Raw genomic sequence first — 25,549 nt, 5'->3', positions numbered from 1 at the left:
TTTCCCTCCTAATCGAGTATTACTTTATCGTATGCAGGTCCACGTCAATGGATGAAACTTATTAAGAGAGGAATGGATAATTTCATATAAAAACCTGCCCTATCCCACCTAAACGCTATCCTCGAACAAACAGAAAAGCACAGTCCTATTAATAGGACTGTGCTTTTCATCAGCTTTGTTGAACAGGATATAGTTTTTTAGAAATTAATGTCTGAATGATCAGGAACAGTCCTCCGACTGCCCAATAAAGAGGCAGCGCGGATGGGGCATTAAAGGAAATGATCAGAATCATGATCGGAGACAGAAGACCAATCACTTTCATCTGCTTTTGCTGCTGTTCCGGTATTCCAATCAAGGTAACGCGGTATTGAATGAAATACAACAATCCAGCTATTAACGCCATCGCAATATCTGATTGACCGAGATCGAACCAGAGGAATGAATGGGTTGCAATCTCTTCAGAGCTTCGAATAGCATAGTACACACCCATAAATATAGGCATTTGAATGAGAATCGGCAGACAGCCCATGTTCATCGGATTGATGTCGTGTTTACGATACAGTTCCATCATTTCCGCCTGAGCCTTTTGCTTTTCTTCTGGTGTCTTCGCCTTCTTCATCTTATCCTGAACAAGGGTCATCTCCGGTTTGACGGTATTCATCTTCACACGCATCTGCTGACTGTTCTTGTAAGTTCTCAGCATGATCGGCATCAGAATGAAGCGGACACCGAGCGTAATGATAATGATAGCCAGTCCATAGTTATCATGAAACAATCCTGCAAGGAACTGAATCGCCTGAATGAACGGCTCTACGAAATAGGTGTGGAAGAAGCCTCCCCCTTGTTGATCAGATGGCGAACACCCGGCAAGCAGCAATGTCAATAAACCGAAAATGGATAATAAACGTTTCAATTATAATTCCTCCTCATTATTCGTGTATATCTGTTAACGAATAATGAGGGAATAGTCGCTTTCGTCCGAAGCCTCCTGCCTCCAAACCGTACGGCGGAGCCAATGGATTAACGGTTGTACGAACACTGCCCCCGTACTTTCACCGATCTGTCCCGTATCAGCTGTCATTAATTCAATGGATCGATCCTCTATCCATGATGAAGAGTCATTAATGAAGTGGGACCACAGCGATTGAAGCGCCATACCGGTAAGGGCGGTTACGTATATAGACAGGAACAGCAAATCATAAGATCCGTCCAGCCATTCCATTATTGGGAACATAAGCATCTCTTTTCTATGCGGTAGTAATAATGATACGAATCAAGCAGAAGAAACGTTTCATCATTTTTCTCCTTCTATATTAACACAGATACCGGGAAAGACTAAACCGCCTTCTCTTCTGGTAAAGAAAAAGGCTGTGCCTCCCCCCTGTCCCAGGGAAGATGCACAGCCTTTATTTCCGTGAATAACTCAGCCTTCCAATAGAAGATCAAACGGATCTTCAATCATTTCTTTGATACGCTTCAGGAATTGAACAGCATCTTTACCATCTACGATTCTATGATCATAGGAAAGGGCAATATACATCATTGGACGCACCTGAATCGAATCATCAGGCATAACTTTTGCACGCTTCTCAATGTTATGAAGACCGAGGATCCCGACCTGTGGAGCATTCAGAATCGGTGTAGAAAGCATGGAACCGAAGATACCTCCATTAGTGATCGTGAACGACCCGCCCTGCAAGTCTTCCAAACCAAGTTCTTTGTTTCGTGCTTTTGTCGCCAAATCAGCAATACCTTTCTCAATACCTGCAAAATCAAGACGATCGGCGTCACGGACGACCGGTACGACCAAACCTTCTTCTGTAGATACGGCCATTCCAATGTCATAGAATTTCTTCTTAATGATTTCATTGCCTTGAATTTCTGCATTGATAAGCGGGAACTCTTTCAAAGCACCGACAGCCGCTTTGGTGAAGAAGGACATGAACCCAAGCTTAATATCATGTTTCTTCTGGAAGGATTCCTTCCGTTCACTACGAAGCTTCATGACATTCGTCATGTCCACCTCGTTGAACGTTGTAAGCATAGCGGATGTCTGCTGTGCTTCGACGAGACGCTTGGCAATTGTCTGACGGCGTCGGGACATCTTGATGCGTTCCACCGGCTTATCGAAATCATTGGAATCTGAGCTGTTCTGTTTCTCTTTCTCTTTGGAAGAGGAGGAAGCTTTCGGCTGTTCCTGCTTGTTTCCGCTGCCTTTTGCTGCTGCGTCGACATCTTCCGGACGGATGCGGCCAAGTGGATCGCGTGCGGAAACTTCGCTAAGGTCGATTCCGAGCTCACGGGCGCGTTTGCGGGCAGCAGGTGTCGCAATGACGTCTTTGGATCCATTGCTTTCTTCCGGCTGCTTCTCTTCCGTTTTCTGTGCAGGCTCTTCTTTTTCCTGTTTTTCGTTAGATGGTGCCGGTTCTTCCTTGGCGGAACCTTCTACTTCCGAACTGCCGCCACCTGCTTCACCGTTCTCATCCACTTTGGCGATGACGTCTCCGACTTCGACGTCATCCCCTTCCCCGGCAAGCAGCTCGGCAATGATGCCGCTTGCGTCCGCATTTACTTCTACGTTTACTTTATCCGTTTCCAATTCAAGAATCGGGTCGCCTTTTTCCACCTGATCCCCTTTTTTCACTAACCACTCTGCGATCGTACCTTCTGTTATGGATTCAGCTAATTCAGGAACTTTTATTTCCTTCATTTCGTATTTCCTCCTTTAGAAATCTGTAGCGCTTCGTGAATAATGCGATTTTGCTCTGTTTTATGGATGTTCGGTTCTCCGACAGAAGGAGATGCGCGATGAGGTCGTCCAACATAACGGTGGATCTGTCCCTCTTTCAACAGCTTATAAAGGATTCCTTCTACGAAATACCAGCTACCCATGTTCTGCGGTTCTTCTTGGACCCATACGAGTTCTTCTAAATTCGGATACGTTTCCAGCATCTCTGCCAGGTGTTTTTCAGGGAATGGATAAATCTGTTCAATTCTTACAGCATCGATCGTTTCAAAACTCTCGTCACTGTTCTCCACTTTATCCTCAATATCAACCATGATCTTTCCGCTTCCAAGGAGAAGCGTTTTCACTTTCTTCTTATCCTTGTTCTCTGAAAGCAGCGGCTGTTTCATAATTGATTGGAAATGACCGTCAACGAACTGCTGACTCCCTACGGCTACACGCTGGTTACGGAGCAGACTCTTCGGTGTCATCAAGACAAGCGGACGCGCTTCTTCTTCATTGCTGATCGCCGCCTGCCTGCGCAGCAAGTGGAAATACTGAGCGGATGAGGTAACATTAGCGACCGTCCAGTTGTTCTCAGCAGCCAACTGCAAGAAACGCTCTAAACGTGCGCTTGAGTGTTCCGGCCCCTGTCCTTCATATCCGTGCGGCAGAAGAAAGACCATACTGGACTTCTCGCCCCATTTGGCACGGCCGGCGGAAATGAACTGGTCAAAGATGACCTGTCCGGCGTTGGCGAAATCACCGAACTGCGCCTCCCAAAGGACGAGCGCTTCCGGAGCCTGTACACTGTAGCCGTACTCAAAACCGATCACTCCGGCTTCCGATAGCGGACTGTTATGAATATCAAAGGAGGCTTTTGCCTGTTCCAGTCCGTGCAGCGGGCAATAGGTCTCTCCTGTTTCCACGTCGTGCAGGACGAGGTGACGGTGGGCAAATGTCCCCCGCTCGGTATCCTGTCCGGTAATACGGATCGGCGTGCCGTCTTCGAGAATCGAAGCAAAAGCAAGCGCTTCCGCCGTAGCCCAGTCCACTTTCTGACCATCATCCAGCATTTTGGCACGGCGCTGCAAAATCTTTTCAAGTTTTTTGAACCCGTTGAAGCCTTCCGGGCGTTTCAACAATCCCTCATTAAGGCTTGTAAGGCGATCGCGGCCGATAGCCGTTTGGATCTCATCAAGATCACGCTCCACCCCGCTTGGACGATCTTTCACATCCGGCGAAGTTGTTTCGTGTTCTCCCATATTGTTGTAAATATCACGGAGTTTCTGTTCAAATTCTTCCTTCATCCCGGCAAGCGTTCCTTCTTCCACGATTGCCTCACCCTGAAGCTGCTTTTCAAAGATTTCCGCGACCGTTGCATGATCGTCAATCTCTTTATAGAGCTTCGGCTGTGTTGATCTCGGCTCGTCCATTTCGTTATGTCCAAAGCGACGATAGCCGACCAGGTCAATCAGGAAGTCTTTATGAAACTTCTTGCGGTATTCATAGGCGAACGTCATCGCAGACAAGCAGGCGATCGGATCATCCGCATTGACATGGACGACAGGTATCTCAAAACCTTTCGCCAAGTCACTGGCATACCTTGTAGAGCGACCGTCTTTTCTGTTCGTCGTAAACCCGATCAAGTTGTTTGCAATAATGTGAACGGTTCCTCCGGTACGATAACCCGGAAGGTCACTCATGTTCAATGTTTCAGCGACAACACCTTCTCCAATGAAGGCAGCGTCTCCATGAATAAGCAGACCGACAGCTTCATCCTGGTCCATCTCCGGATAGCCAGGTTCCGAGCGATCATCCTGAGCTGCTCTTGTGAATCCTTCTACCACCGGATTAACATATTCCAAGTGGGAAGGGTTGTGGCTCAACGTTACACGTGTCGCCGATTGTTCCCCGTTCTCGATTTCTCTTCTCGCACCAAAGTGGTACTTCACATCTCCTGTCCAGCCGTAGTTGATTCCCATGGAACCTTCCGAAGGCATCAATTCTTTATCCGGAGAGTGATGAAACTCGGAAAAGATCTTGTCGTACGGCTTACCGAGAATGTGCGCAAGGACGTTCAAACGTCCACGGTGGGCCATACCCATCATGATATTTTTAATACGATCAAGGGAGGCAGACTGGATAATATGGTCAAGCATCGGAACCATAACGTCCAAACCTTCAATGGAGAATCGCTTCTGCGCCACAAAGGTTTTCGCAAGGAAGTTTTCAAAACCCTCCACCTCTGCAAGCCGGTGAAGCAGCTGTTTCTTCTCTTCCTTACTCAAAGATGCCTGATAGGAACCGGTATCCACTTTATCAAGAAGCCATTTTCTTTCGTCTTCATTGTTCACATGGCCGAATTCAAACGAAATAGTACCTGCATACCTTTCTTTCAAGGTACGGACGACCTGAAGGGCGTTATCCAGCTTGATAGGCGAATCAGGCCATACCCATTCTGCAGGCATCTCCTTGAGATCCTGCTCTTTCAGGCCATATGTTTCTAGTTCAAGTAAATTTGTTGATGGTCGTTCATCGCTTCCCACGGCATATATGTTAGCGTGAAGATGACCATGACGACGAATAGCCTCAACAAGTTTCAACGCTGAGGAGATCTTTGCAACGTCCAGCCCTGAAGGTGCCGCCTTTCCGTTCGTCTCTACTGCAGACGCCGGTGCGCTTTCCATCCAGTCCGGTGCCCCGTGCTCTTCGAAGATCTCCCGCAAGGAAGGATCGACAGCACTAGGATCGTTCTCATATTGTTCGAATTGTTCTTCAATATACCCCATGTTGGGGCCATGGAAAATTTCCCAAAAGCTTTGATTGGAGCCTTGTTTAGACACGTAAAATACCCCCAAGTAATTGTTGGCTATCGTTTCCTCGAAAACGTTTCCAAGTCCAAGTACTATTATAGAATTGAAACGCTTACTTATTCAACAAATTTCACTGTTTTTTTTCAAAATATCAACAAGACCATTATAACAAGAAAGGCGACCGCATGGGTACGCCTTTTTCACTTTTTTCCAAATAATCTGTTGGACGCTCATTCTTCATCTTCCAGCACGCGGTAAGCCATGTCATACAGAAGCCGCTGGCTGTCGATCTGCTCCTGCCCGTGGTCCCGCTTCACATACACATAACTGCCGTCGTTCCTCTGCTCCCTCGCCTTCACATTATCGCTAAGCATGATAGACAGAATCTTATTCAGCCTGAGCTTAATCGCAGGTTCAACCACAGGAAACAGGAGTTCCACCCGTTTGACCATGTTCCTTGTCATCATATCTGCAGAAGACAGAAAAAGTTTATCCTGTCCGTGGTGGCGGAAATAATAGATCCGGCTGTGCTCAAGAAGCCGTCCGACAATACTGATGACACGGATGTTCTGACTCACCCCTTGAATACCCGGACGCAGACAGCAGATGCCGCGGACGATCAGATCGATGTGAACGCCCGCTCGGGAAGCTTCATAGAGCTTCATAATCAAATACTTATCCGTCAGTGAATTCATCTTTGCAATGATCCGGCCGTTCCCATATTCTTCATGAAAACGGATTTCCTGTTCTATGCAGCGGATAAAATCATTACGGATATCGAACGGAGCCATGGAAAGATAATGAAATTGCGGTTTTTCTGTGTAGCCGCTCAAATAATTGAAGAAATCGGTCGCATCCGTTCCGAATGGATCGTCAGCGGTGAAGATGCCCATATCGGTGTATAACGATGCCGTCTGGTCATTATAGTTCCCTGTGCCTAAATGCACGTACCGCTCAATCTTTTTTTCTTTCTTCCGGACGATGAGAGTAATTTTGCTGTGGGTCTTGAGGTATGTCATCCCGTAAATGACATGACAGCCTGCCTTTTCCAATTCTTTTGCCCATTGGACGTTGTTTTCTTCGTCAAACCGGGCCTTCAGCTCCACTAACACCGTCACTTGCTTGCCGTTTTCTGCTGCTCGTTTCAAAGCATCGATAATGGGAGAGTCGCCGCTCACCCGGTAGAGCGTCTGCTTGATCGCAAGGACGTATGGGTCATCCGCTGCGTCGGAAACGAAGTCGACGACCGGCGCGAATGATTCGTACGGATGATGGAGGAAGATATCCTTCTCTTCGATCGCTTGAAAGATATCTTCTCTTCCTTCCAGATCCTTCGGGGGCTGGGGAATCAATGTTTCATAGTATAAATGCTCCTTTTCTTTCTCCAATGCACCATGGAACGCGAACAAAAAAGTAAGATCCAAAGGTCCGTCATTCACATAAATATCGGCTTTTTCTACTTCCAATACCTTACGGAGAAAATGGATAACATTCTCATCATATTTGCCTTCCCGGACTTCCAGACGGACGGCAGCTCCCCATTTCCTCTTTTTTAATTCTTTCTCAATTTCTTTCAGTAGATCACGAGCACCTTCTTCGTGAATGGTCATATCAGCATTTCTCGTTATTCTGAATTCCGTTATCGATTCTACTTCATACCCTTTGAAGAGCTTTCCGATGAAGTGACCGATGACTTCTTCGAGGAGAATAAACGGATAGTCTGTCTGATGATCCAGTTGAATGAAACGGTCGAGCACCGAAGGCACCTGGACAATAGCTGTTTTCTTAGATTGTTCCGGATCCAGAACATCTCGTATGACAATTGCCAGATTGATCGATTTATTCAAGAGCATGGGAAATGGCCGGTACGCATCTACAGCCATTGGAGTAAGAACAGGAAAGATCTCTTCATCGAAATATTTTTCCAGTAACGCTTTTTCTGCATTGGAGAGGTCCGCCATGTTCATTAAGTTGATCCCTTCCTCTTTCAGCTCCGCCTTCATAGAGCGGAAAGAGTCGTATTGCCTGTCAACGATCCGGTGGTTGGTATCCGCAATCCTCTTTAACTGCTGCTTTGGAGTCAGACCTGCTTTATTCTCCGGTTTGTTAAAACCAGCCTTCACCTGATCTTTCAGACCCGCTACGCGGACCATGAAGAATTCGTCCAGGTTGGAGGAACCGATGGCAAGAAATTTCAACCGTTCCATCAATGGATTATCCAAATCGAGCGCCTCAGCGAGCACCCTCTCATTAAACGCGAGCCAGCTGAGTTCACGGTTGTTATAATAATCCGGCCGCCCCAGCACCGCCTTCTCATCTTCCATGGACATGGTGATCACCCTTTATCTCGTATTCGCTTCGTTATCTCTTTTCCACAAACTGCATCGTAATAGACCTCTTGATCGACTTTTCCAAATGCTTTTTATGCTTTTCCGCCTGGTATTCCTCCGCCATCCACGCTCCTTTACAATGGCAGATGAGCAGGACTTCCTCCGAAGTCACCTCAACTTCCAACTTCTCCACAGCCTGCCTCCTCGTACTGTCGAGACTGTAGCATAATTTCAGAAGTGCCCCCATCAGACGGAGTTTTTTCCGTTCTTCTTTTAAGAACCATTCCTTGAAAGGAGACAGGAACTGTTTAAACACCGTTTTATTTTTAAAAGAAGCGAGCAGAGCGAGACGCAGCCTGTCCGTATGCATCAGTCCGTCGATCGTACGATTCGCAAGCAGATAAAAAGTGTGTTGAGAACTCGATTCCCCGTCAATATATTCTCCTAAATTAAACACGTGGCCGGCACGTTTCACTTCGAGCCAGTCTTCCTTATTCAAAGACCCGATTCCCTTCTCCTGAAGGGCACGGAAGAGATCGCCAGCCAAGTGCTGGACATGATGAATCTGCTTAAGGTTCAAGTCATAGTCACTGACGAGTTCCTGGATGCTTTCTTCCAGTACATTCGGAAACACATCTGTCCCCATATCTTTCGTCAACTGTTCATAAAAGATTCCGTCCCTCAACCCTTTACGGCTGAGGATAAAGCTGGTCGCCGCTGCCCGGTCGTATAGACAGTGAAAAACCTCGGTAGCCGGTAAGATGATATCGGCACGATCTTTCGATAACCCTTCTACTTTCTGCAGTTTTTCCATAGACAGGGTGTGCAGATAATTCTTAATGAAAGCAAGGTCATTTTCCTTCATTCTGTATTGATGCAGTCCCGCAAGCGGGTATTCCTTCATATTCTGGTCGATTTGGACAAGGTTCCTGGCTCCGCCGCCGATTCCGATAACAGGAACACGGCGGTCCTTCAACCATGGGAGCGTACCGAACTGCTCAAGCAGATACCTGCGGAGCTCTCCCAGCTCTTCTTCTGATGGAAGATCGTCTGCAAAGAAATCCTGCTTTAAGGTCAAGGCACCGAAGGGGAAGCTGTGAGAGTCGATCAGCTGACGGTCTTTGAAATATGTAACTTCCGTACTGCCTCCTCCGATGTCAATCGTGATCCCTTCCTTGACAGGTGTGGAATTAACGACAGCAAGGTAACCATAATAGGCTTCCTCCTGCTCTGTAAGAATCCTCATATCAAACCCTGTCTCATCTGACACAGCTCGTATGATATCCTCCTGGTTCCCAGCCTGACGGATGGTAGCCGTAGCGACACAAATGAGCTCTTCCAGACGATAGGAGAGAACAACCTCGCTGAATCCTTTCAACGTTCTTAAAAGGGTATCCATACCTGCGTTGGACAGAGTACCGTCATCCTGCAGGTGACTTCTAAGGCGGGCCACCGCCTTTACGTTTTCAATTTCACGGAAACGCCCGCCATTGTCTCTCCTGTAAATGACCAAACGCATGGTATTGGAACCGACATCGATGATGGCATAATATTTCTTCGGCATCGTCTCTCCCCACTCCCTTCATTTTCCGACATTATACCATAGAAAAACCCCAGCCTTCGCTGTCGAAGGCGGGGGTACGACAAGTTTATCGGTTTAAAAGACTTCCTACATATTTAAGCAATTCATTAGCGGAGCTGGAGTTGTATCCATGCTCATCCACGAGAGTCGCCACCACTTCATTGATCTTCTTAAGCTGCTGTTCATCCGGTGTTTTCGTAGACGTCGTAATTTTCACTACGTCTTTCAAGTCGGCAAACAGCTTCTTCTGAATGGCTTCTCTAAGCCGTTCATGAGATTGGTAATCGAACTTCTTCCCTTTACGGGCATAGGCGGAGATACGAATCAAGATTTCTTCCCGGAACGCTTTCTTCGCGTTTTCAGAAACACCGATCTGCTCTTCAATGGAACGCATCAAACGTTCATCCGGATTCAACTCCTCTCCTGTCAGAGGGTCACGAAGTTTCGCTTTGTTGCAATAAGCTTCGACATTATCCAGGTAGTTATCCATCAAAGTGACAGCTGACTCTTCATAAGAATAGACGAACGCTTTCTGAACTTCTTTCTTAGCGATCTCATCGTATTCCTTCCGTGCAAGGGATATGAAATCCAAGTAACGCTCCTTATCATCACTGGAAATGGAGGCATGGCTTCCAAGGCCGTCCTTCAACGACCGGAGAACGTCCAGCGCGTTGATGGAAGTCAACTCCTTCTTGATGATGGTGGATGAAATCCGGTTAATGACATAACGAGGATCAATTCCGCTCATTCCCTCATCTGCATGCTCCTTCTTCAACTCCTCGACATCCACATCACTGAAGCCCTCCAGGATTTCTCCATCGTACAGACGCATCTTCTTCAATACATCAATGGAAGCTTTCTTCGACTCCTTAAGCCTTGTCAATATCGTGAACATTGCCGCAACCCGCAGCGTATGTGGTGCGATGTGCACGTCTCTTATATCGCTTTCCCGGATCATCTTCTCATAGATTTTCTCTTCCTGACTCACTTTCAAGTTATAAGGGACCGGCATCACGATCATACGGGAGTGGAGAGCTTCGTTCTTCTTATTAGCAATGAAAGACCGATACTCCGCTTCGTTCGTATGGGCGATGATCAATTCATCTGCAGATATTAGCGCGAATCTACCGGCTTTGAAATTCCCTTCCTGCGTCAAACTGAGCAGGTGCCACAGGAATTTCTCATCACACTTCAGCATCTCCTGGAATTCCATGATGCCGCGGTTCGCTTTATTCAATTCCCCGTCAAACCGGTACGCACGAGGGTCCGATTCCGAACCAAACTGGGCGATAGTAGAAAAGTCGATCGATCCTGTCAAATCGGCGATATCCTGAGATTTCGGATCAGATGGACTGAATGTTCCAATGCCTGTACGCTTATCTTCGGAGAAAAAGATACGCTCTACTTGAACGTCCTCAATCCGGCCGTCATATTCTGTCTCGACCCGCATGGTATTCAAAGGTGACAAACTGCCCTCTATACGAATTCCATACTCCTCCTGGAATTCTTTCCTCAAATGGTTAGGTATTAAATGCAGGGGATCTTCATGCATCGGGCATCCTTTAATGGCAAAGACCGCGCCTTCCGCTGTATGGGTGTATTCTTCCATTCCCCGCTTCAACAAGTTGACAAGCGTCGATTTACCACCACTGACCGGTCCCATTAATAAAAGGATCCGCTTCCTGACATCCAACCGCCTTGCCGCAGGGTGGAAGTACTCCTCTACCAGTTTCTCCATCGCTTCATCAAGACCATAAATATCCTCATCGAAGAATTTATACCGCTTATGGTCATGTTCTTCTGCAACCCCCGCATTCTTGATCATATTGTAAACGCGGGAATGTGCGGATTGAGCTAAATACGGACGTTCTTTCAATAGATCCAAATATTCTGCGAACGTACCTTCCCATTTGAGTTCCTCTTCGTGTTCCCGGTGGTCTTGTATTTTCTTTAAAATGTCCACTTCGCGACCTCCCCCGTCGTAAGAGACGAATTTTAATACATCCTATGCTTGGATTATCGAAAACATGTGTGACTGACTCGTAATTAAGGATGCAGGCGGACACCAGAGACCGTTAGAAGGTCCATCCCCTTTAGCACCTGAGCTGTCCACCTTCTTCATGCCTATGCCGCACCGCTTCAAATCTTGACCATAAAAAAAGAAGACTGGAAATTTCAGTCTTCTTCATAATCCCTTCGTTCCTGATACCGGCGCCTCTTCGCCAGTCCGATTACCAGAAAAGTAATAAAAAGAAAAAAATTGAGGAGTCGGAATTCTTCATAAATGATTGCTAGCAATGCCCAAATGAAAGCGCTGATCAAAAAAAGCACACTGGATATCAAAGACTGATTCACAAGGCATCCCCTCCTGTTTCAATTATAAAACAATTCTGTACTTATGTATGCCACCAACCATTGTAACTGGGTAATTCAACCTATAAAACAAGGACATTTACATCCTTTGCAAATTTTGACACATTCCATTGCCCTTGTTAGAATGATTGTGGTTATTTTAATGTGATAAAGTGCTTAACTGACAGAAAGAAGGATTGCATATGGAAACATGGTACTTTGTCGATTCCGGTCACTGTACTCCTGCCATGAACATGGCACTGGATGAGGCTTTGATGAATTGGCACAGAGCCGGAGAAATTCCGCCTGTCCTCCGATTCTACGGCTGGGCACCAGCCGGCTTATCCGTAGGGTACTTTCAGAAAGTGAACGGGAAGATAGACATGGATGGCGTGAAAAAACACGGCTACGAGCTTGTCCGTCGCCAAACCGGCGGCCGGGCTGTTCTGCACGACAAAGAACTGACATACAGTGTTATCGTCTCAGAACAACATGAAGCGATGCCGGCTTCCGTGAAAGAAGCCTATTTGGTAATTTCCAAAGGACTCCTAGAAGGGTTTCGCAACCTGGGGATCCAAGCTGATTTTGCTGTACCGGAAGGTAAACTTGGCGTGACAGGCTCTGCCGTATGTTTTGAAGAGCCGTCCTGGTATGAACTGATTGTAGAGGGAAAGAAAGCTGCTGGCAGTGCCCAGACACGCAAAAAGGGAATCATCCTGCAGCACGGATCGATCCCGATTGATGTAGATGATGTCAAGCTTTTCGATATGTTCCTATATAAAAATGAACGGGTGAAAGAACGCGCGCGAAAAGCATTCGGAGACAAAGCGGTTGCCATCAACCAACTGCTCGATAAGCCCGTTGATTTCAACGAGACAAAACATGCGTTTAAGAGTGGATTTGAAAAAGGGATGGACATAACGCTTGAACCTTTCGAACTCTCTGATGATCAATGGAAAACAGTAGAGAAAATCGCCGCAGAACGATATCAATCGGATGAGTGGAACTTTTCCCGATAATTAAAGGAGTGGACAACATGGCTAAAGACCAAGAGTACATAAGAAAGCCGGATTGGCTTAAAATCAAAATCAACACGAACAAATCCTACACCGGGCTGAAAAAGCTGATGAGGGAGAAGAAACTGAACACGGTTTGTGAGGAAGCACGCTGCCCGAATATTCACGAATGCTGGAGCGAACGTAAAACGGCAACCTTTATGATCCTTGGGGATACGTGCACACGCGGGTGCCGCTTCTGCGCGGTAAAAACCGGACTTCCGAACGAATTGGACTGGGGAGAGCCGGAACGCGTGGCTGAATCTGTCGAAATCATGGGACTGAAACACGTAGTGGTCACAGCTGTCGCCCGTGACGATCTGAATGACGGTGGTGCAGCCGTTTTCGCGGAAACGGTAAAAGCGATTCGCCGACGTGTCCCTGGATGCACGGTGGAAATCCTTCCTTCTGACATGAAAGGTGATTACGAGAGCCTTCACACACTTATGGCTGGAGAGCCGGACATCTTCAATCACAACATCGAAACCGTACGTCGACTTACTAAGAAAGTCCGCGCTCGTGCGATGTACGACCGTTCTCTGGAATTGCTGCGCCGCGTTAAGGAAATCCGCCCTAACACACCGACAAAATCAAGCATCATGGTCGGCCTCGGGGAAACGAAAGAAGAAATTATTCAAGCGATGGACGACCTGCTGGAAAACAATGTCGATATCATGACAATCGGCCAATATTTGCAGCCGACGAAAAAACACTTGAATGTGGAACGCTATTACCATCCGGATGAGTTCGAAGAGCTGAAACAAATCGCTCTGGATAAAGGCTTCCGACACTGTGAAGCCGGTCCGATGGTCCGTTCTTCTTACCACGCAGATGAACAAGTCAATTCCACATCCGCTCAGCGCCGAATCAAATACATGAAAGGCTATGAGTCTCAAGGAAAAGAATTGGATACAACAAACTTCTAACTTAAACGAAAAGGCCCCTCCATTCGAGGGGCCTTTTCCATTTACCAGAAACCGCCGTATGGGGGACGTCCGTAGTATCCGCCATAGTACGGAGGCGGCGGTGGCGGATACCCTCCACCAAAACCTCCGTAGAAACCTGGAGCAAGTGCACCTCCGAGAAAACCGCCGAGCAGTCCGCCGGCGAACGGCCCTAAAAAGAAGAACCGTTCATCTTCATCGCGGAAGCCATCCTGCATGTGATTCGGGTAGTAATACGAATATTGATTCATTCCTACTCCTCCAATCCAACCTTGGTTATTCACCTACTCTTCACTCTATGTAAACGCCCGGTGAGGCGTATAGGCATCTGTCATCCGAGAAAGGATAAAATTAGCAGGACAAGCCATTTCCTTCAATTTGGAAGTGAGGTATAATAAAGACCAGAACGACTTGTCTGGCTAATAAAGGAGGATGGACGATGAATCTAACTTTGATCATTCTTGTAAGCGTTGCATTTCTTACGGCCATTTTCACTGCCGGCTACAACACGAAGGCTGGATCACCTAAGAAATAAGGAAAAGAGTGCCTCCCTTTGCGGACGCACTCTTTTTTGTCATTTGATCAAGTTTGGATAGCCTTGCTGCTTCAACGCATCGTATAAAATGATGGAGGCGGTGTTCGATAAATTCAAAGAACGAACTTCCCCTGTCATAGGGATGCGCAGGCAGCGATCTTCCAATCCCTCAAGGAGGTCTTTCGGTATGCCTGTCGTTTCTTTCCCGAATACGAACATCCAATCTTTCTCCGGACTGCTGAAATCGAAATCGGCATACGACTTCGTTCCGAAATTTTCAATGTAATAAAATTCCGCTTCCGGATAAGCCTCGTACAATTCTTTAATGGAATCATGATAGTGGACGTTCACCTTATGCCAGTAGTCCAAACCGGCCCGGCGAAGCATCTTATCATCTGTTGAGAAACCAAGCGGACGGATCAAATGAAGTTCTGTATTTGTCGCTAAGCAGGTCCTTGCAATATTACCGGTATTAGCCGGAATCTCCGGTTCAAATAAAACAATATGGTTCGGCATGTCTTTCACCTCAGTCTAGTCATAATCAACCAGACCATTATAACATACCGTTCATCCGTCAATTCGGAAAAATTTGTACTGGATTGACGGGGTATAGGCGGTAGAATCTTCATAGGCCCAGTAACGATGTCGGCTGTTAGATGTATGGGCATTGACGAGCGGCATACCGCTCGCATCCTTCCTTGTTACGATCGTATTATGATCAAAGCGCCCGTTCCCCTGGAAATCATAGCAGATGATATCCCCCGGCGACAGCTGATCGGCTGATGATACTTCCGTAGCCGTCAATCCTTTCCGCGCACCACTCATATACCAGCGCAGCGCATGAGCGACCGTCCAGCTGTAGCTCCATGTCCCACTTCCATACCACCATCCCTTACTTCTTGCAGGCGAGCCATGCATAGGGGCACCACCGGCCCGCAGACACTGAGATACATAATTGGTGCAATCGACATCAAAGTGCCGGTAAGCCGGGTTATAGCTGTCCCACCACCTGTCCGCGTAGCGCACGGCTGCTCTTCTGTCGTACGTAAAACGGCTCTCCTCCCTCTCCCTTGAATGACTGAATTCCAAAGCGGATGTTAAGGAATCCGTACCCGGGCGCTCCGTTCGGATTCGATGATCCAGCCACTCCCCTTTAGAGAATCTGCTTCTTCCCTCGTATATTCCTTCTTCCAAGTAAGTTCGCGGTCCGTCCTTCACCAACATGGAGACGTGCAGCAAATAATCAAGACAGACCTCCTTGTCGTAGGCGGCCCGGTGGTACGGTTTCAGTTCAAATGTAACCCGTCGCAGCGACTTCCCACCCGCTTCTAATGCGTCGACTTTCTTTCTCAGCCACTCTTCTTCGTTCTGGTCAAACAGGCGATCCATGATTCTCTCCCAGTACCGCTGTAATAAATGAACAGCACTCATCCGTCTCCCCTCCCCACCTTCATATCTATGAAAAAGGATAGGAATACATGAAAAAAACGGCTCATCCAAACAGGATCAGCCGCTTCTATGTTCCGTTACGGAATGGTGCTCTCGTTCGAGCTCTAATAACTTCTCTTTCTTATCTATTCCACCCGCATACCCTACGAGTTTCCCGTTACTTCCAATGACCCGGTGACACGGGACCACGATAGAAAATGGATTTTGGTTAACAGCACCTCCGACAGCCCGGATCGCTTTCGGGGCGTGGATATAGGAGGCGATGTCCTTATAGGAACGTGTTTCTCCATAAGGGATCTGGTGGTGCAGCGTCCGCCAGACCTGCCGTTGAAAGTCCGTACCGTAACATTGGAGAGGTACCTGGAATTCCGAACGCCTGCCTGCAAAATATTCCTGGAGTTCCTCCCTCGTCTGTGCCACATATGTTTGCTCAGGGTCGTAGACCAACTCCCCTTTGAGAAAGTGCTTCCTTTTCCAAGTTTGATAGAATGCGGTCCGATCTTCGTATTTGCCATAATCAATGCGGCAGACCCCTTCATCATTCGCAAGTACTGTAACAGCACCTAAAGGAGTCTCGAATGTGTCATGATATAAGAAAGACTGATGGTTCATGGTCAACCCCTTCTTCAATTAACATTATTTTCTATTATACAAGAGCTGTAGATAGATGAAAAGGTACAGGCGCTTATAGTTTCTCAAATTGGAGCCCTTTCTCCATTTCCACCCGTACCTGATCGTTCTCTTCTTTCTCCATTGCCTTAAGGATCTCTTCCCTGCCGTCCTCTGTTCCAATCTTGCCGAGTGCCCAGGCAGATGTCCCCCGGATCACCGGACGTGGATCTTCCTTCATCAATCGGATCAACTCCGGAACGGCCGTCTCATCCCGGTAATGGGCGAGCGCGAGGATAGCATTACGCTGAATAGGTTTTTTACCTCTCCAGGATCCTGATATAGAACCATAGGTATTCTTGAATTCTCGATTGGAAATGGATAAGAGCGGAACCAATTTTGGTTTCACAACTTCAGGGTCCGGCTCGAATTCTTCATGGTTATGAAAATCTTTCTTTCTGTTCTTCGGACAGACCGTCTGACAGGTATCGCATCCATAGAGGCGATTGCCGATCACTGTTCGGAATTCATCCGGAAGAAAATCCTTCGTCTGCGTAAGGAAAGCGATACACCGCTGGGCATTCAACTGCCCGCCCTGCACGAGAGCATCGGTCGGACATGCATCCACGCAGATGGAACAGTCCCCGCAGCTGTCGTCCACCGGTTCATCCGGGGCAAAAGGGATATTAGTAACTATTTCTCCTAAATATACATATGAGCCGAACTCCGGAGTGATGACGGCGCAGTTCTTCCCGCTGAAGCCTATACCGGCCCGCTCTGCCACAGCCCTGTCGGAAAGTTCCCCCGTATCCACCATCATCTTCAGTTCGGCGTCGGGCACTTTCTGTTTAAGGAATTCCCCCAACTTCTGCAGGCGGTCGCGCAGTACATCATGGTAATCCTGTCCCCAGGAGGCGCGGCAGAAAAGGCCTCTTCGCTCTCCCTTTCTGCTTTTCGGAGCGTCTTTCATTTTGGAAGGATAGGCCAGGGCGATCGACAGGATCGATTGTGCCCCCGGGAGAAGGCGACTCGGTTCCGTACGCTCTTCTGCGCTTCCTTTCTCAAATCCGGACTGATAGCCGAGCTCTTCCTGACGGATCAGGCGTGCCTTCAGTTCGCCGAACACGTCTGCTGCAGCGAAGCCGATTTTATCAATGCCTATTTCTTTGCTGTATGCGATGACTTCGTCTTTCAGCTGTTGATAATCCACCCTGATCCTCTCCTTTCTATCGTAAGTCTTTAACTTTAGCTGTCCGTATGCGGTTGAGTACCGCTGCTATTTCCATCATTCGTGGTCTGGCAAGCTCCCCGGGATGCTGGTTTTTGAAAGGTGCAAAAGATGCCAGCCCCTCTTCGTTCATTTGTTTCTCAATCATGGAGAGTATTTCCGATACACTCCGTTCTTCTTTCCAGATGCCTCTCTTCTCCAAATGAAGCAGAATATCGGCAATCATTCTCGTCTGGGACGAATCGATCAACTGCTCGATCCCGTCCAACTCTATATCGGTATGCCCCATGAGAATTCTTTTCAACCCTTTCGCCTGCATCTTTTCCTTCCTGCCTTTTTGTGCCTGGATAGTACTCGGAAGGAACGCCCGCTTCGGCAGGGTTCCAAAAGCCGCTTGCTCCTGGGTCGTACGTCCAGTCGGATACGCTTCGGCAATTTGCTTTGCCTTCTTCGTGACATCATAAGGAATGTATTGATCCATCATAATGACGTCGTCGGCCACCTGGAAATAGTCTCCGGATCCGCCCATCACGAGGAGCGTAGAGATTCCCAAGCCATCTCTGAGCTGCTTGACTTTATCAAGGAAAGGAGTGATTGGTTCCTTCTCCTGTACAACAAGCTGCTGCATCCGTTCATCACGGATCATGAAGTTCGTAGCACTCGTGTCTTCATCGACGAGAAGCGTCGTAGCACCTGCTTCCAAAGCTTCTATTACATTCGCGGCCTGTGACGTGCTGCCGCTGGCGTTTTCTGTGGAGAAAGTCGTCGTATCTGCACCATGAGGAAGATTTTTGATGAATGGGGAAATATCTACATTCGTCACCTGACGGCCATCCTCCGCACGAACTTTGACTGCATCGGGGTCCGTCAGCACATACTCCCTTCCATCCCCTTGAATATGAGGATACACACCCCGCTCCATTGCATTCAAGAGGGTACTTTTACCATGATAACCTCCACCGACAATCAATACAATTCCTTTGTTCAGAGCCATCCCCGTCAACGGTTCCTCTCTGTGTGGAATGGAGAAGGACACCCGCTTCTCCTCCGGGCTCCGGAACGGTACCGCGTCCTTCATCGGGCGCTGACTGATGCCGCTCTCCCTTGGAAGGACTGAACCGTCTGCTATAAACGAAATCCAATCGTTCTTCTTCATTTCACGGAGAATCGCTTCATGCTGATCGGCAAGCTGGCAGGCTGCTTCCAATTCTTCATCCTTGATTTTAAAAATCGACTGTTTCATGATTTCCGGTAATATAGAGAAGAACAGTTTCTCTGCCTGTTTCCCATTGATCCGTCTCCCATTCGCAGGCAGACCTACCGTAAGACAAACGACCACAGAATCGTTCTCCAACTGAACAGCCGTCCGCTCCAATATTTCCTGACCGGGACGATCGACAGAAACGATTCCGCTTTTGCCGCTCCCTTTCACACTCGTCTGGGTTTTACTTATCCTTTTTGCCACGGCTCTTGTCAATCTGTCTTCCGTGTAATACTTCCGTCTGCTCCCGTCTTTCCAACTCGCTTTCATTTCCCGCTGTTTATCCGGGATTCGGATTCTGATTTTGGACGGGGATGCAAACGGATCCCCCTGGACATAATCCAAGAATAAATCGTAATTCGGGAAACGATAATTCCCCTGAAGCTGCTTGTATGCTTTATAACTTTTACCATCTATCTGTTTCAGTTGCTGCTGTAACCGGTTCATAGTGGATTCCTCCTGATTTGTAGTTCTACTATAGGATGTATCCATTTTTCCTCAAGAAAAAACGCAATGCTTCGTTATCCATTTAACGAAACACTGCGTTGGTTCACATAAGTATAAAAAATAATAGCTTTTGGAGCGGGTGAAGGGAATCGAACCCTCATCATCAGCTTGGAAGGCTGAGGTTTTACCACTAAACTACACCCGCATGTCTCCCTCATCGGAAGTACATTTGCTATTATAACAATCGTTTTTTAACCATGCAACAATTAATTTGCAATTTCTTGTCGAATATTGTTTTTTCATGACAGGATCGTGTTAAGCGTGTTGCAATACACAATGTCCAAACAAAAGACGACCCGCATCCGTGGATGCGGGCCGTCTCTTTTCTTTTTACAGAATTACGGTATTCTTTAATGCTGCAATCAGATTCTCAAACTCCTCTTGGACCTGCCGGGCGATTTCAGGCTTTTTGTACATCTCGGCCTTCTCACCGGAGAGATCCGGTTCGATCAACAGGGTCCGTCCCCCATCAAAAACGACTTCGATCTTCCGGGGAGCTGTATTCTCATTCATGCTGTAATCCTCGAAGTATTCTTTCATGGAAATGATCCGATCTGTAAAGAGTGTTTCCTTCTTCAGCGACATGTCCTTGGACATACTGAGCACTGTCAACGTACGATCGTTCCGATTGACAATAAATAATTGATCCAGGTCTGAATCGGCAGCTTCGAGCGAGCAATAGTTATCAGACTCAAACAGGTCTTCCGTAAATTCCAGTACAGCGGCTCTTTGCAGGTGACCCAGTTCTTCCGTACTTAGTCTTTCCTTCAGTGTTTGGGACATGAATAGAAAACCTCCTTTATTTGCTTTCTCTGTTCAAGTCCCCGTTTCAAGAGCTGCTAAAACGAATGCTGGCAAATATAAACAATATTTACCAATCACGATACTTCAAGGGGTTTCGAAAGTTCGATAGTTTCGACGTCGTTCCCTTCTTTTCCCGTTGACGTCATTTCTCATAACTGCTCGGAGATGTAATGGAAGAGCTCTACCGTTTCTATGTATTCCGCTGCCTGTTTGCTATCCAAGGCACGTTCCAGCTTATGATTGGCCTTTTTTGCGAATTCTTCCACAATATCATTGTCCGATAAGCCCGTTAATTTATCCAACAACTGGATTTTTTCCTTACTATCTTTCTCAATATCAGACCACTTCGGCTCTTCCTTTCCTTCTGGTTCACCGACGCCTTCCACTAATACCTTTACTTCCTTTTGCTTCTCCACCGCTTCCTTGAAGGATCTGACTGTCCGTGCATCCACAGGCGCTCGTACGGATACCTTCTGTTCTTCCGCTTCTTCTTTGTCAATGTGTATCCTCTGATAAGTTTGTGAATGCTCGCTGATGGTTTCCTTTGGACTTGCTTCTATATTCGCTTGACTATCCTGCTGACTTAACTGCCACACTCCAAAGCTGATTGCTGCAATTCCCAGTATGGACGTGACTTTCACAAACCTGCTCATTTACCCCGTTCCTTCCTTATCCCTCTGAACAAAAGGAATTTTTCGACACTTTGTAACATGATTGTAACATTACAAAAAATTACTGTAAACGGATGTCAGAAAAAAACAAAAGAATATAAAAAAGAACATCGCCTCCCTCCACAGGGAAGCAATGTCCAAAGATTACCCATTCTCCACTTATAAATTTCGGATAAACAAGCGAATGACGTCTGCGCCACCGATAAACGTACCTAATGAACTTCCGAGGTTGGCAAGAACGACTACGAGAAGGATCCGTGTCACTTTGTTATTCCAAAAGCCTTTCACACTCGTCACATCATCCGACAGCGTATCGAAGTCTCCTACATTCGGACGTCGGAAGTACGCCTGGACAATACCCGCGAACCAGCCTGCTGCAATCAGCGGATTCAACGAAGTGATCGGCGCCATGATGAAGGCCGTCACAACTGCCAGCGGATGAGCTAAGGCGACAGCGGTTCCTAATGCCGAAAAAGATCCGTTCCAAAGGATCCAGCTGATGGTCTGCTGCGTCCCTGCGGCAGGGTTGGAGAAGAACGTATAGACAATGACCGACAATATCAATAAAGGAATCGTCCAACCGATGATCTTCGGCGCTTTTGATTTCTTCGGCCGCTCCGTCAATTTCTTCAAGTCATGCTCTTTATGGATCTCTTCTTTGATCCCCGGAACGTGGGCAGCTCCCAAAACAGCGACCACTTTATTCCCTGGAGCATGCTTGATGGAATGCGCCAAGTACTGATCACGCTCATCGATCAACGGCTTCTTCAACGTAGGGAAACTATCCGTCATATCCTGGAGCATACCATCCAGCATATCCTGTGTTTTCAGCTTCTCCAACTCTTCCTCTGATATCTCCTCTTTACTGAAGATCCCGTAAATGATCGAGAGAAGCAGCTTCGCCTTTCCCTTGAAACCGATATTTCCCCAAATCCTTGCAAAAGTAATTTGGATGTTACGGTCGGCAAGAACCAGTTCCGCTCCCGTTTTCTCAGCTGATTCGATTCCCTGGATCATCTCCTGGCCCGCCTGGATCCCGAATTGCTTCGCCATCTTCTTCTGAAACGAAGAGATCGCCAGGTTGACGAGCAGCAACGACGCTTTTTTACTTTTGATCACTTCAAATATATCTGTATTCTTCCATCGGTCCCCGTCACGGATCGATTCAAAACGCTGCTCATCGAGCTCGACACAAACAGAGTCCGGCCGTTCCGCTTCGATGACTTCCTTCACCTGTTCTGCGCTCTGCTTCGACACGTGGGCAGTACCGATAAGAATGAATTCCTTCTCACCAATATGTATTCTTGTTATATTCTCTTCCATTATAGACATCAAAAACCTTCCTTTGTCTTAAGTCAGAAATTTACCTCTCTTCTACCATATTAAACTAGATTCCCTTAAAAGAGAATCCTTTCCCCTGATTTATCCCGGGCGTTGACAAACGGAAAGGAGAAAGATAAAATCTCTATAATAAATCCATACAGCTCGTATATATTTGGAAATAGGGTCCAAACGTTTCTACCGAACTACCGTAAATGGTTTGACTACGAGAGGGATAGGCTGCATGTGCATGTACGACATACAGCCTGTCCTTCTTTTGTACCCTCTAGTTTTAGAAAAAATGCTAGGGGGTTTTTTCATCAAAAGGAGGAGATTCCATTATGACAGCCAATACACCCAAAGATATACTAACGAAACGCATCCGGACAGCAAATAAGGATGTTCCCGCTGATGTCGTCATTAAGAACGGGCGCATCATCGATGTTTTCAATATGGAAGTCCTGGAAGCAGATATAGCCATCACAGAAGGCACGATTTCAGGAATCGGCGAATACGATGGAAACGAAGTAATCGATGCCCATGGGAAGTACATTGCTCCTGCCTTCATCGACGGACATGTCCACATCGAATCCTCTATGGTTCCTCCCGAAGAATTCGCGAGAGTCGTTCTTCCCCACGGCGTGACGACGATCGTTACAGACCCACATGAAGTAGCCAACGTCTGTGGAAACCGCGGCATCCAGTTCATGCTCGATCAGGCGAAGGATACCTGTATGGATATGCATTTCATGCTGCCATCCTGTGTCCCCGCCACACCGTTCGAAAACGCAGGTGCCCGTCTCATGGATGAAGATCTTCGTCCCTACTATGACCATCCCCAAGTACTTGGCCTGGCAGAAGTGATGGACTACCCCTCCCTCCGGAGCGCCGCACCCGATCTCATCGGCAAGTTGACGTCCACGACCCTGGAAGGGAAAAAGATTGACGGTCACCTGGCAGGTCTGGACCCGCACGCCATTAACATCTACAGAGCTGCCGGTGTCCTGACGGATCATGAGTGCAACACGCCGGGAGACGCCCTTGAACGTATCCGGAGAGGGATGTATGTCATGATGCGGGAAGGATCGGTTGCCAAAGACCTGCTTGCCCTGCTTCCAGCAGTAAAGCCTCACAATTCACGGCGCTTCTTCTTCTGCACCGATGATAAACATATCGATGATCTGCTTCGAAACGGCAGCATCGATCATCATGTCCGTCTGGCCATAGCAAACGGGACAGATCCGATAACGGCCATCCAGATGGCATCCCTGAATGCTGCAGAATGTTACGGACTGACTGATAAAGGGGCTGTCGCTCCCGGATATAAAGCCGATTTGATCTTGTTTGACGACTTGAATGATCCTGTAATCTCAGATGTCTATAAGGAAGGAAAGCATGTTGCCAAGAATGGTTCCTACATCGGACCTGCTCCGGGCAGGAAGGACCTTGCATCAGCGATTACCAACACTGTCCACCTGCCGGAACTGTCGGAAGTTTCACTGAAAATCCCGATGGAATCCTCCAAAGCTAACGTCATAAAAATCAATCCTAACAGCCTGAGAACCGACCACAACGTGGAACATGTCCAGGTAGAGAACGGCTCTTTCCTTCCTTCTGTGGAAGAAGATCAGTTGAAGCTGGCTGCAGTGGAACGTCATCATCAAACAGGCAATATCGGACTCGGTGTCGTGAAAGGACTCGGCTTAAAGCGCGGAGCCATTGCTACAACGATTGCCCACGATTCCCATAACATTGTCGCCGTCGGTACGAATGATCATGATATGATCCAAGCAATCAAGCATCTCTCAGACATAAACGGCGGACTTGCTGTCGTTGTCGATGGAAAGCCTGCCGCATCCCTCTCGCTTCCTATCGGAGGTCTGATGTCCGACAAAACGGCAGAAGAAGTTAATGCCGCCTTGGATCATGTGCACCATTCATTAAAGGAGCAGGGGTTCCAAGGAGATTTCAATCCATTCCTTACCCTATCCTTCCTCACACTGCCGGTCATCCCGTCTCTGAAACTGACAGACAAAGGCTTGTTCGACGTTACTAAACTTCGTCATATTGACGTTTCCTGTTCATAAATAAAACGGCCTGGCGACTTCGCCGGGCCGTTTTTATGAGCTTGAATTCGATTTCACACTTAGTTCCCGACTGATCTTCTCGACCACTCTCGGCAGGTCTTCTTCAATCCTCGCTCCACTGAAACGAAGAATCTTCCAGCCATGGTTCCTCAGATACTCATCCTTCTCCCATTCCTGATTCATTGCCGGAGAGGAGACCAAAAAGTCATGTTCCACAGCCTCCACTGCAATTTTCACGGAAGGAAAAGCAACGTCCACCTGATATTTCCCCACCTGATGACGGAGAGCCGGCCGAAGTCCATGCGACACAAGTTCGCTGTACAATTTCTTCACAATCGTGGAAGAAAGGATGTCCTTCTCATCCAAGGACGGAACTCTTTCCTCCCCTTTGATACGCAGAATGAGGACAACAGAAAGAATCAGCAGACCCATGAAAGCAGCGTATTCCAAAAACATCATCATATTCATCTTTATCACCCACTACCATTCTATCCAAACACCCTGGCATTCTATTCGTAAAAGAACGAAAATGACCATTTTGTACCTCTTTGTGTGTCCCCACTTTTTAGAAGTGATCGACAGCTTCCACAGTCTTTCACCATGTTTTTAATTGAATAAGAAAGACCCTATCTGCAAAACAAAAAAGACGTTATCCTGTTATAAGGATAACGTCTTTTCATTCTTGTAGTACCGGTGGTCGGGGTCGAACCGACACTCCGTGAGGAACACGATTTTGAGTCGTGCGCGTCTGCCAATTCCGCCACACCGGCATATGTCTTGGAGGCGGCAACCGGAATCGAACCGGTGATAAAGGAGTTGCAGTCCTCTGCCTTACCGCTTGGCTATGCCGCCACTTATTTATTATTTACATTCTAACATATTCAAGTGGCACTGAATATATTCAAAGTTTTATTGGAGCGGGAGACGGGATTCGAACCCGCGACCCCCACCTTGGCAAGGTGGTGTTCTACCACTGAACTACTCCCGCATATGTAATGGCTGGGCCAGCTGGATTCGAACCAGCGCATGACGGTACCAAAAACCGTTGCCTTACCGCTTGGCTATGGCCCAATGATCAGTTCAGTTGAGAAATATTAATGGGGCGGCTGATGGGAATCGAACCCACGAATGCCGGAACCACAATCCGGTGCGTTAACCACTTCGCCACAGCCGCCATATGAAGTAAAAGCAGGGGTAGTAGGAATTGAACCCACATTGACGGTTTTGGAGACCGTAGTTTTACCATTAAACTATACCCCTATTTGAATGAAATG

Annotated in this window: 21 protein-coding genes, 7 tRNA genes and 1 riboswitch; of the genes, 3 read left to right on the top strand and 25 right to left on the bottom strand. The window is 47.4% G+C overall.

Annotation, left to right across the window (positions count from 1 at the left end):
• Positions 1-169: 169 nt before the first annotated feature.
• The 8 genes from yidC to AXG56_RS00600 all read right to left on the bottom strand — a co-directional run bounded on the left by yidC (position 170) and on the right by AXG56_RS00600 (position 11,808).
• Positions 170-913, bottom strand: a complete 744-nt coding sequence (gene yidC, locus AXG56_RS00635) for a membrane protein insertase YidC (protein WP_026578305.1) — start codon at positions 911-913, stop codon at positions 170-172.
• Between the two features lie 33 nt (positions 914-946).
• Positions 947-1,234 carry a hypothetical protein gene (locus tag AXG56_RS00630; RefSeq protein ID WP_008634576.1) on the bottom strand — a complete coding sequence of 96 codons (288 nt, stop codon included), beginning with the start codon at positions 1,232-1,234 and terminating at the stop codon, positions 947-949.
• 189 nt (positions 1,235-1,423) lie between these two features.
• Complete coding sequence (gene odhB / locus AXG56_RS00625) at positions 1,424-2,710, bottom strand: 2-oxoglutarate dehydrogenase complex dihydrolipoyllysine-residue succinyltransferase (RefSeq protein ID WP_062512771.1); 1,287 nt, start codon at positions 2,708-2,710, stop codon at positions 1,424-1,426.
• A complete protein-coding gene (locus AXG56_RS00620; RefSeq protein WP_051348973.1) occupies positions 2,707-5,517 on the bottom strand; it encodes a 2-oxoglutarate dehydrogenase E1 component in 2,811 nt (936 codons plus the stop codon). The genes odhB and AXG56_RS00620 overlap by 4 nt, the downstream gene beginning before the upstream one ends.
• A gap of 254 nt (positions 5,518-5,771) precedes the next feature.
• On the bottom strand, positions 5,772-7,871 hold the full coding sequence (locus AXG56_RS00615) for an RNA degradosome polyphosphate kinase (protein ID WP_062512770.1): 2,100 nt from the start codon (positions 7,869-7,871) through the stop codon (positions 5,772-5,774).
• 31 nt (positions 7,872-7,902) lie between these two features.
• Complete coding sequence (locus AXG56_RS00610; protein ID WP_008634572.1) at positions 7,903-9,435, bottom strand: Ppx/GppA family phosphatase; 1,533 nt, start codon at positions 9,433-9,435, stop codon at positions 7,903-7,905.
• Positions 9,436-9,520: 85 nt separating this feature from the next.
• A complete protein-coding gene (locus AXG56_RS00605; RefSeq protein WP_008634571.1) occupies positions 9,521-11,416 on the bottom strand; it encodes a PrkA family serine protein kinase in 1,896 nt (631 codons plus the stop codon).
• Between the two features lie 212 nt (positions 11,417-11,628).
• Positions 11,629-11,808 carry a hypothetical protein gene (locus AXG56_RS00600; RefSeq protein WP_026578302.1) on the bottom strand — a complete coding sequence of 60 codons (180 nt, stop codon included), beginning with the start codon at positions 11,806-11,808 and terminating at the stop codon, positions 11,629-11,631.
• Between the two features lie 200 nt (positions 11,809-12,008).
• Between AXG56_RS00600 and AXG56_RS00595 the strand changes: the two genes are divergently transcribed.
• Together AXG56_RS00595 and lipA are read left to right on the top strand one after the other, a co-directional pair.
• Complete coding sequence (locus AXG56_RS00595) at positions 12,009-12,824, top strand: biotin/lipoate A/B protein ligase family protein (protein WP_008634570.1); 816 nt, start codon at positions 12,009-12,011, stop codon at positions 12,822-12,824.
• Between the two features lie 17 nt (positions 12,825-12,841).
• Positions 12,842-13,786, top strand: a complete 945-nt coding sequence (lipA, locus tag AXG56_RS00590; RefSeq protein WP_008634569.1) for a lipoyl synthase — start codon at positions 12,842-12,844, stop codon at positions 13,784-13,786.
• 41 nt (positions 13,787-13,827) lie between these two features.
• Here lipA and AXG56_RS00585 read toward each other — a convergent pair whose 3' ends face one another.
• From AXG56_RS00585 to AXG56_RS00540, 10 genes are all read right to left on the bottom strand, one after another.
• A complete protein-coding gene (locus tag AXG56_RS00585; RefSeq protein ID WP_008634568.1) occupies positions 13,828-14,055 on the bottom strand; it encodes a hypothetical protein in 228 nt (75 codons plus the stop codon).
• 323 nt (positions 14,056-14,378) lie between these two features.
• Entirely contained in the window at positions 14,379-14,855 is a 477-nt protein-coding gene (gene trmL / locus AXG56_RS00580; protein ID WP_008634566.1) for a tRNA (uridine(34)/cytosine(34)/5-carboxymethylaminomethyluridine(34)-2'-O)-methyltransferase TrmL, read from the bottom strand.
• A 51-nt stretch (positions 14,856-14,906) separates the two neighbouring features.
• Entirely contained in the window at positions 14,907-15,770 is an 864-nt protein-coding gene (locus AXG56_RS00575; RefSeq protein ID WP_008634564.1) for an amidase domain-containing protein, read from the bottom strand.
• Positions 15,771-15,845: 75 nt separating this feature from the next.
• Positions 15,846-16,400 (bottom strand): methylated-DNA--[protein]-cysteine S-methyltransferase, encoded by a 555-nt coding sequence (locus AXG56_RS19805; protein ID WP_008634562.1) that lies wholly within the window; start codon positions 16,398-16,400, stop codon positions 15,846-15,848.
• 73 nt (positions 16,401-16,473) lie between these two features.
• Entirely contained in the window at positions 16,474-17,607 is a 1,134-nt protein-coding gene (queG, locus tag AXG56_RS00565) for a tRNA epoxyqueuosine(34) reductase QueG (protein WP_008634559.1), read from the bottom strand.
• A gap of 16 nt (positions 17,608-17,623) precedes the next feature.
• The gene (locus tag AXG56_RS00560; protein ID WP_026578300.1) at positions 17,624-19,333 is read right to left on the bottom strand and encodes an ABC-ATPase domain-containing protein; all 1,710 of its coding nucleotides are present in this window, start codon (positions 19,331-19,333) and stop codon (positions 17,624-17,626) included.
• A 131-nt stretch (positions 19,334-19,464) separates the two neighbouring features.
• Positions 19,465-19,538 (bottom strand) — tRNA-Gly (locus AXG56_RS00555).
• 185 nt (positions 19,539-19,723) lie between these two features.
• The gene (locus tag AXG56_RS00550; RefSeq protein WP_008634557.1) at positions 19,724-20,176 is read right to left on the bottom strand and encodes a hypothetical protein; all 453 of its coding nucleotides are present in this window, start codon (positions 20,174-20,176) and stop codon (positions 19,724-19,726) included.
• A gap of 170 nt (positions 20,177-20,346) precedes the next feature.
• Positions 20,347-20,850, bottom strand: coding sequence for a hypothetical protein (locus tag AXG56_RS00545; protein ID WP_062512768.1), 504 nt, complete (start codon positions 20,848-20,850; stop codon positions 20,347-20,349).
• A gap of 177 nt (positions 20,851-21,027) precedes the next feature.
• The gene (locus AXG56_RS00540; protein ID WP_008634554.1) at positions 21,028-22,200 is read right to left on the bottom strand and encodes a TraB/GumN family protein; all 1,173 of its coding nucleotides are present in this window, start codon (positions 22,198-22,200) and stop codon (positions 21,028-21,030) included.
• 133 nt (positions 22,201-22,333) lie between these two features.
• Positions 22,334-22,435: riboswitch (purine riboswitch) on the top strand.
• A 94-nt stretch (positions 22,436-22,529) separates the two neighbouring features.
• Here AXG56_RS00540 and ade point away from each other — a divergent pair.
• On the top strand, positions 22,530-24,275 hold the full coding sequence (gene ade / locus AXG56_RS00535) for an adenine deaminase (RefSeq protein WP_062512767.1): 1,746 nt from the start codon (positions 22,530-22,532) through the stop codon (positions 24,273-24,275).
• A 33-nt stretch (positions 24,276-24,308) separates the two neighbouring features.
• On the opposite strand, the gene AXG56_RS00530 is transcribed toward ade, so the two are convergent.
• From AXG56_RS00530 to AXG56_RS00500, 7 genes are all read right to left on the bottom strand, one after another.
• On the bottom strand, positions 24,309-24,743 hold the full coding sequence (locus AXG56_RS00530; RefSeq protein WP_008634550.1) for an endonuclease domain-containing protein: 435 nt from the start codon (positions 24,741-24,743) through the stop codon (positions 24,309-24,311).
• A gap of 220 nt (positions 24,744-24,963) precedes the next feature.
• A tRNA-Leu gene (locus AXG56_RS00525) sits at positions 24,964-25,045 on the bottom strand.
• Positions 25,046-25,053: 8 nt separating this feature from the next.
• Positions 25,054-25,127 (bottom strand) — tRNA-Cys (locus AXG56_RS00520).
• A gap of 61 nt (positions 25,128-25,188) precedes the next feature.
• Positions 25,189-25,263, bottom strand: a tRNA-Gly gene (locus AXG56_RS00515).
• An 8-nt stretch (positions 25,264-25,271) separates the two neighbouring features.
• Positions 25,272-25,346, bottom strand: a tRNA-Gln gene (locus tag AXG56_RS00510).
• A gap of 27 nt (positions 25,347-25,373) precedes the next feature.
• Positions 25,374-25,449 (bottom strand) — tRNA-His (locus AXG56_RS00505).
• A gap of 15 nt (positions 25,450-25,464) precedes the next feature.
• Positions 25,465-25,535, bottom strand: a tRNA-Trp gene (locus tag AXG56_RS00500).
• Between the last annotated feature and the right edge of the window lie 14 nt (positions 25,536-25,549).

Source organism: Halobacillus sp. KGW1 (assembly GCF_001592845.1).
Classification (GTDB): domain Bacteria; phylum Bacillota; class Bacilli; order Bacillales; family Halobacillaceae; genus Halobacillus.
Note: the sequence above shows the minus strand (reverse complement) of the source record. Positions and strands in the feature narration are given on the sequence as shown.

What these genes read in the sequence shown, in the direction of transcription:
- AXG56_RS00630 (WP_008634576.1), bottom strand. Translation starts at nt 1,234, where the DNA reads ATGTTCCCAATAATGGAATGGCTGGACGGATCTTATGATTTGCTGTTC.
- odhB (WP_062512771.1), bottom strand. Translation starts at nt 2,710, where the DNA reads ATGAAGGAAATAAAAGTTCCTGAATTAGCTGAATCCATAACAGAAGGT.
- AXG56_RS00620 (WP_051348973.1), bottom strand. Translation starts at nt 5,517, where the DNA reads ATGGGGTATATTGAAGAACAATTCGAACAATATGAGAACGATCCTAGT.
- AXG56_RS00615 (WP_062512770.1), bottom strand. Translation starts at nt 7,871, where the DNA reads ATGTCCATGGAAGATGAGAAGGCGGTGCTGGGGCGGCCGGATTATTAT.
- AXG56_RS00610 (WP_008634572.1), bottom strand. Translation starts at nt 9,435, where the DNA reads ATGCCGAAGAAATATTATGCCATCATCGATGTCGGTTCCAATACCATG.
- AXG56_RS00595 (WP_008634570.1), top strand. Translation starts at nt 12,009, where the DNA reads ATGGAAACATGGTACTTTGTCGATTCCGGTCACTGTACTCCTGCCATG.
- lipA (WP_008634569.1), top strand. Translation starts at nt 12,842, where the DNA reads ATGGCTAAAGACCAAGAGTACATAAGAAAGCCGGATTGGCTTAAAATC.
- AXG56_RS00585 (WP_008634568.1), bottom strand. Translation starts at nt 14,055, where the DNA reads ATGAATCAATATTCGTATTACTACCCGAATCACATGCAGGATGGCTTC.
- trmL (WP_008634566.1), bottom strand. Translation starts at nt 14,855, where the DNA reads ATGCCGAACCATATTGTTTTATTTGAACCGGAGATTCCGGCTAATACC.
- AXG56_RS00575 (WP_008634564.1), bottom strand. Translation starts at nt 15,770, where the DNA reads ATGAGTGCTGTTCATTTATTACAGCGGTACTGGGAGAGAATCATGGAT.
- AXG56_RS19805 (WP_008634562.1), bottom strand. Translation starts at nt 16,400, where the DNA reads ATGAACCATCAGTCTTTCTTATATCATGACACATTCGAGACTCCTTTA.
- AXG56_RS00560 (WP_026578300.1), bottom strand. Translation starts at nt 19,333, where the DNA reads ATGAACCGGTTACAGCAGCAACTGAAACAGATAGATGGTAAAAGTTAT.
- AXG56_RS00550 (WP_008634557.1), bottom strand. Translation starts at nt 20,176, where the DNA reads ATGTCCCAAACACTGAAGGAAAGACTAAGTACGGAAGAACTGGGTCAC.
- AXG56_RS00545 (WP_062512768.1), bottom strand. Translation starts at nt 20,850, where the DNA reads ATGAGCAGGTTTGTGAAAGTCACGTCCATACTGGGAATTGCAGCAATC.
- AXG56_RS00540 (WP_008634554.1), bottom strand. Translation starts at nt 22,200, where the DNA reads ATGTCTATAATGGAAGAGAATATAACAAGAATACATATTGGTGAGAAG.
- ade (WP_062512767.1), top strand. Translation starts at nt 22,530, where the DNA reads ATGACAGCCAATACACCCAAAGATATACTAACGAAACGCATCCGGACA.
- AXG56_RS00530 (WP_008634550.1), bottom strand. Translation starts at nt 24,743, where the DNA reads ATGAATATGATGATGTTTTTGGAATACGCTGCTTTCATGGGTCTGCTG.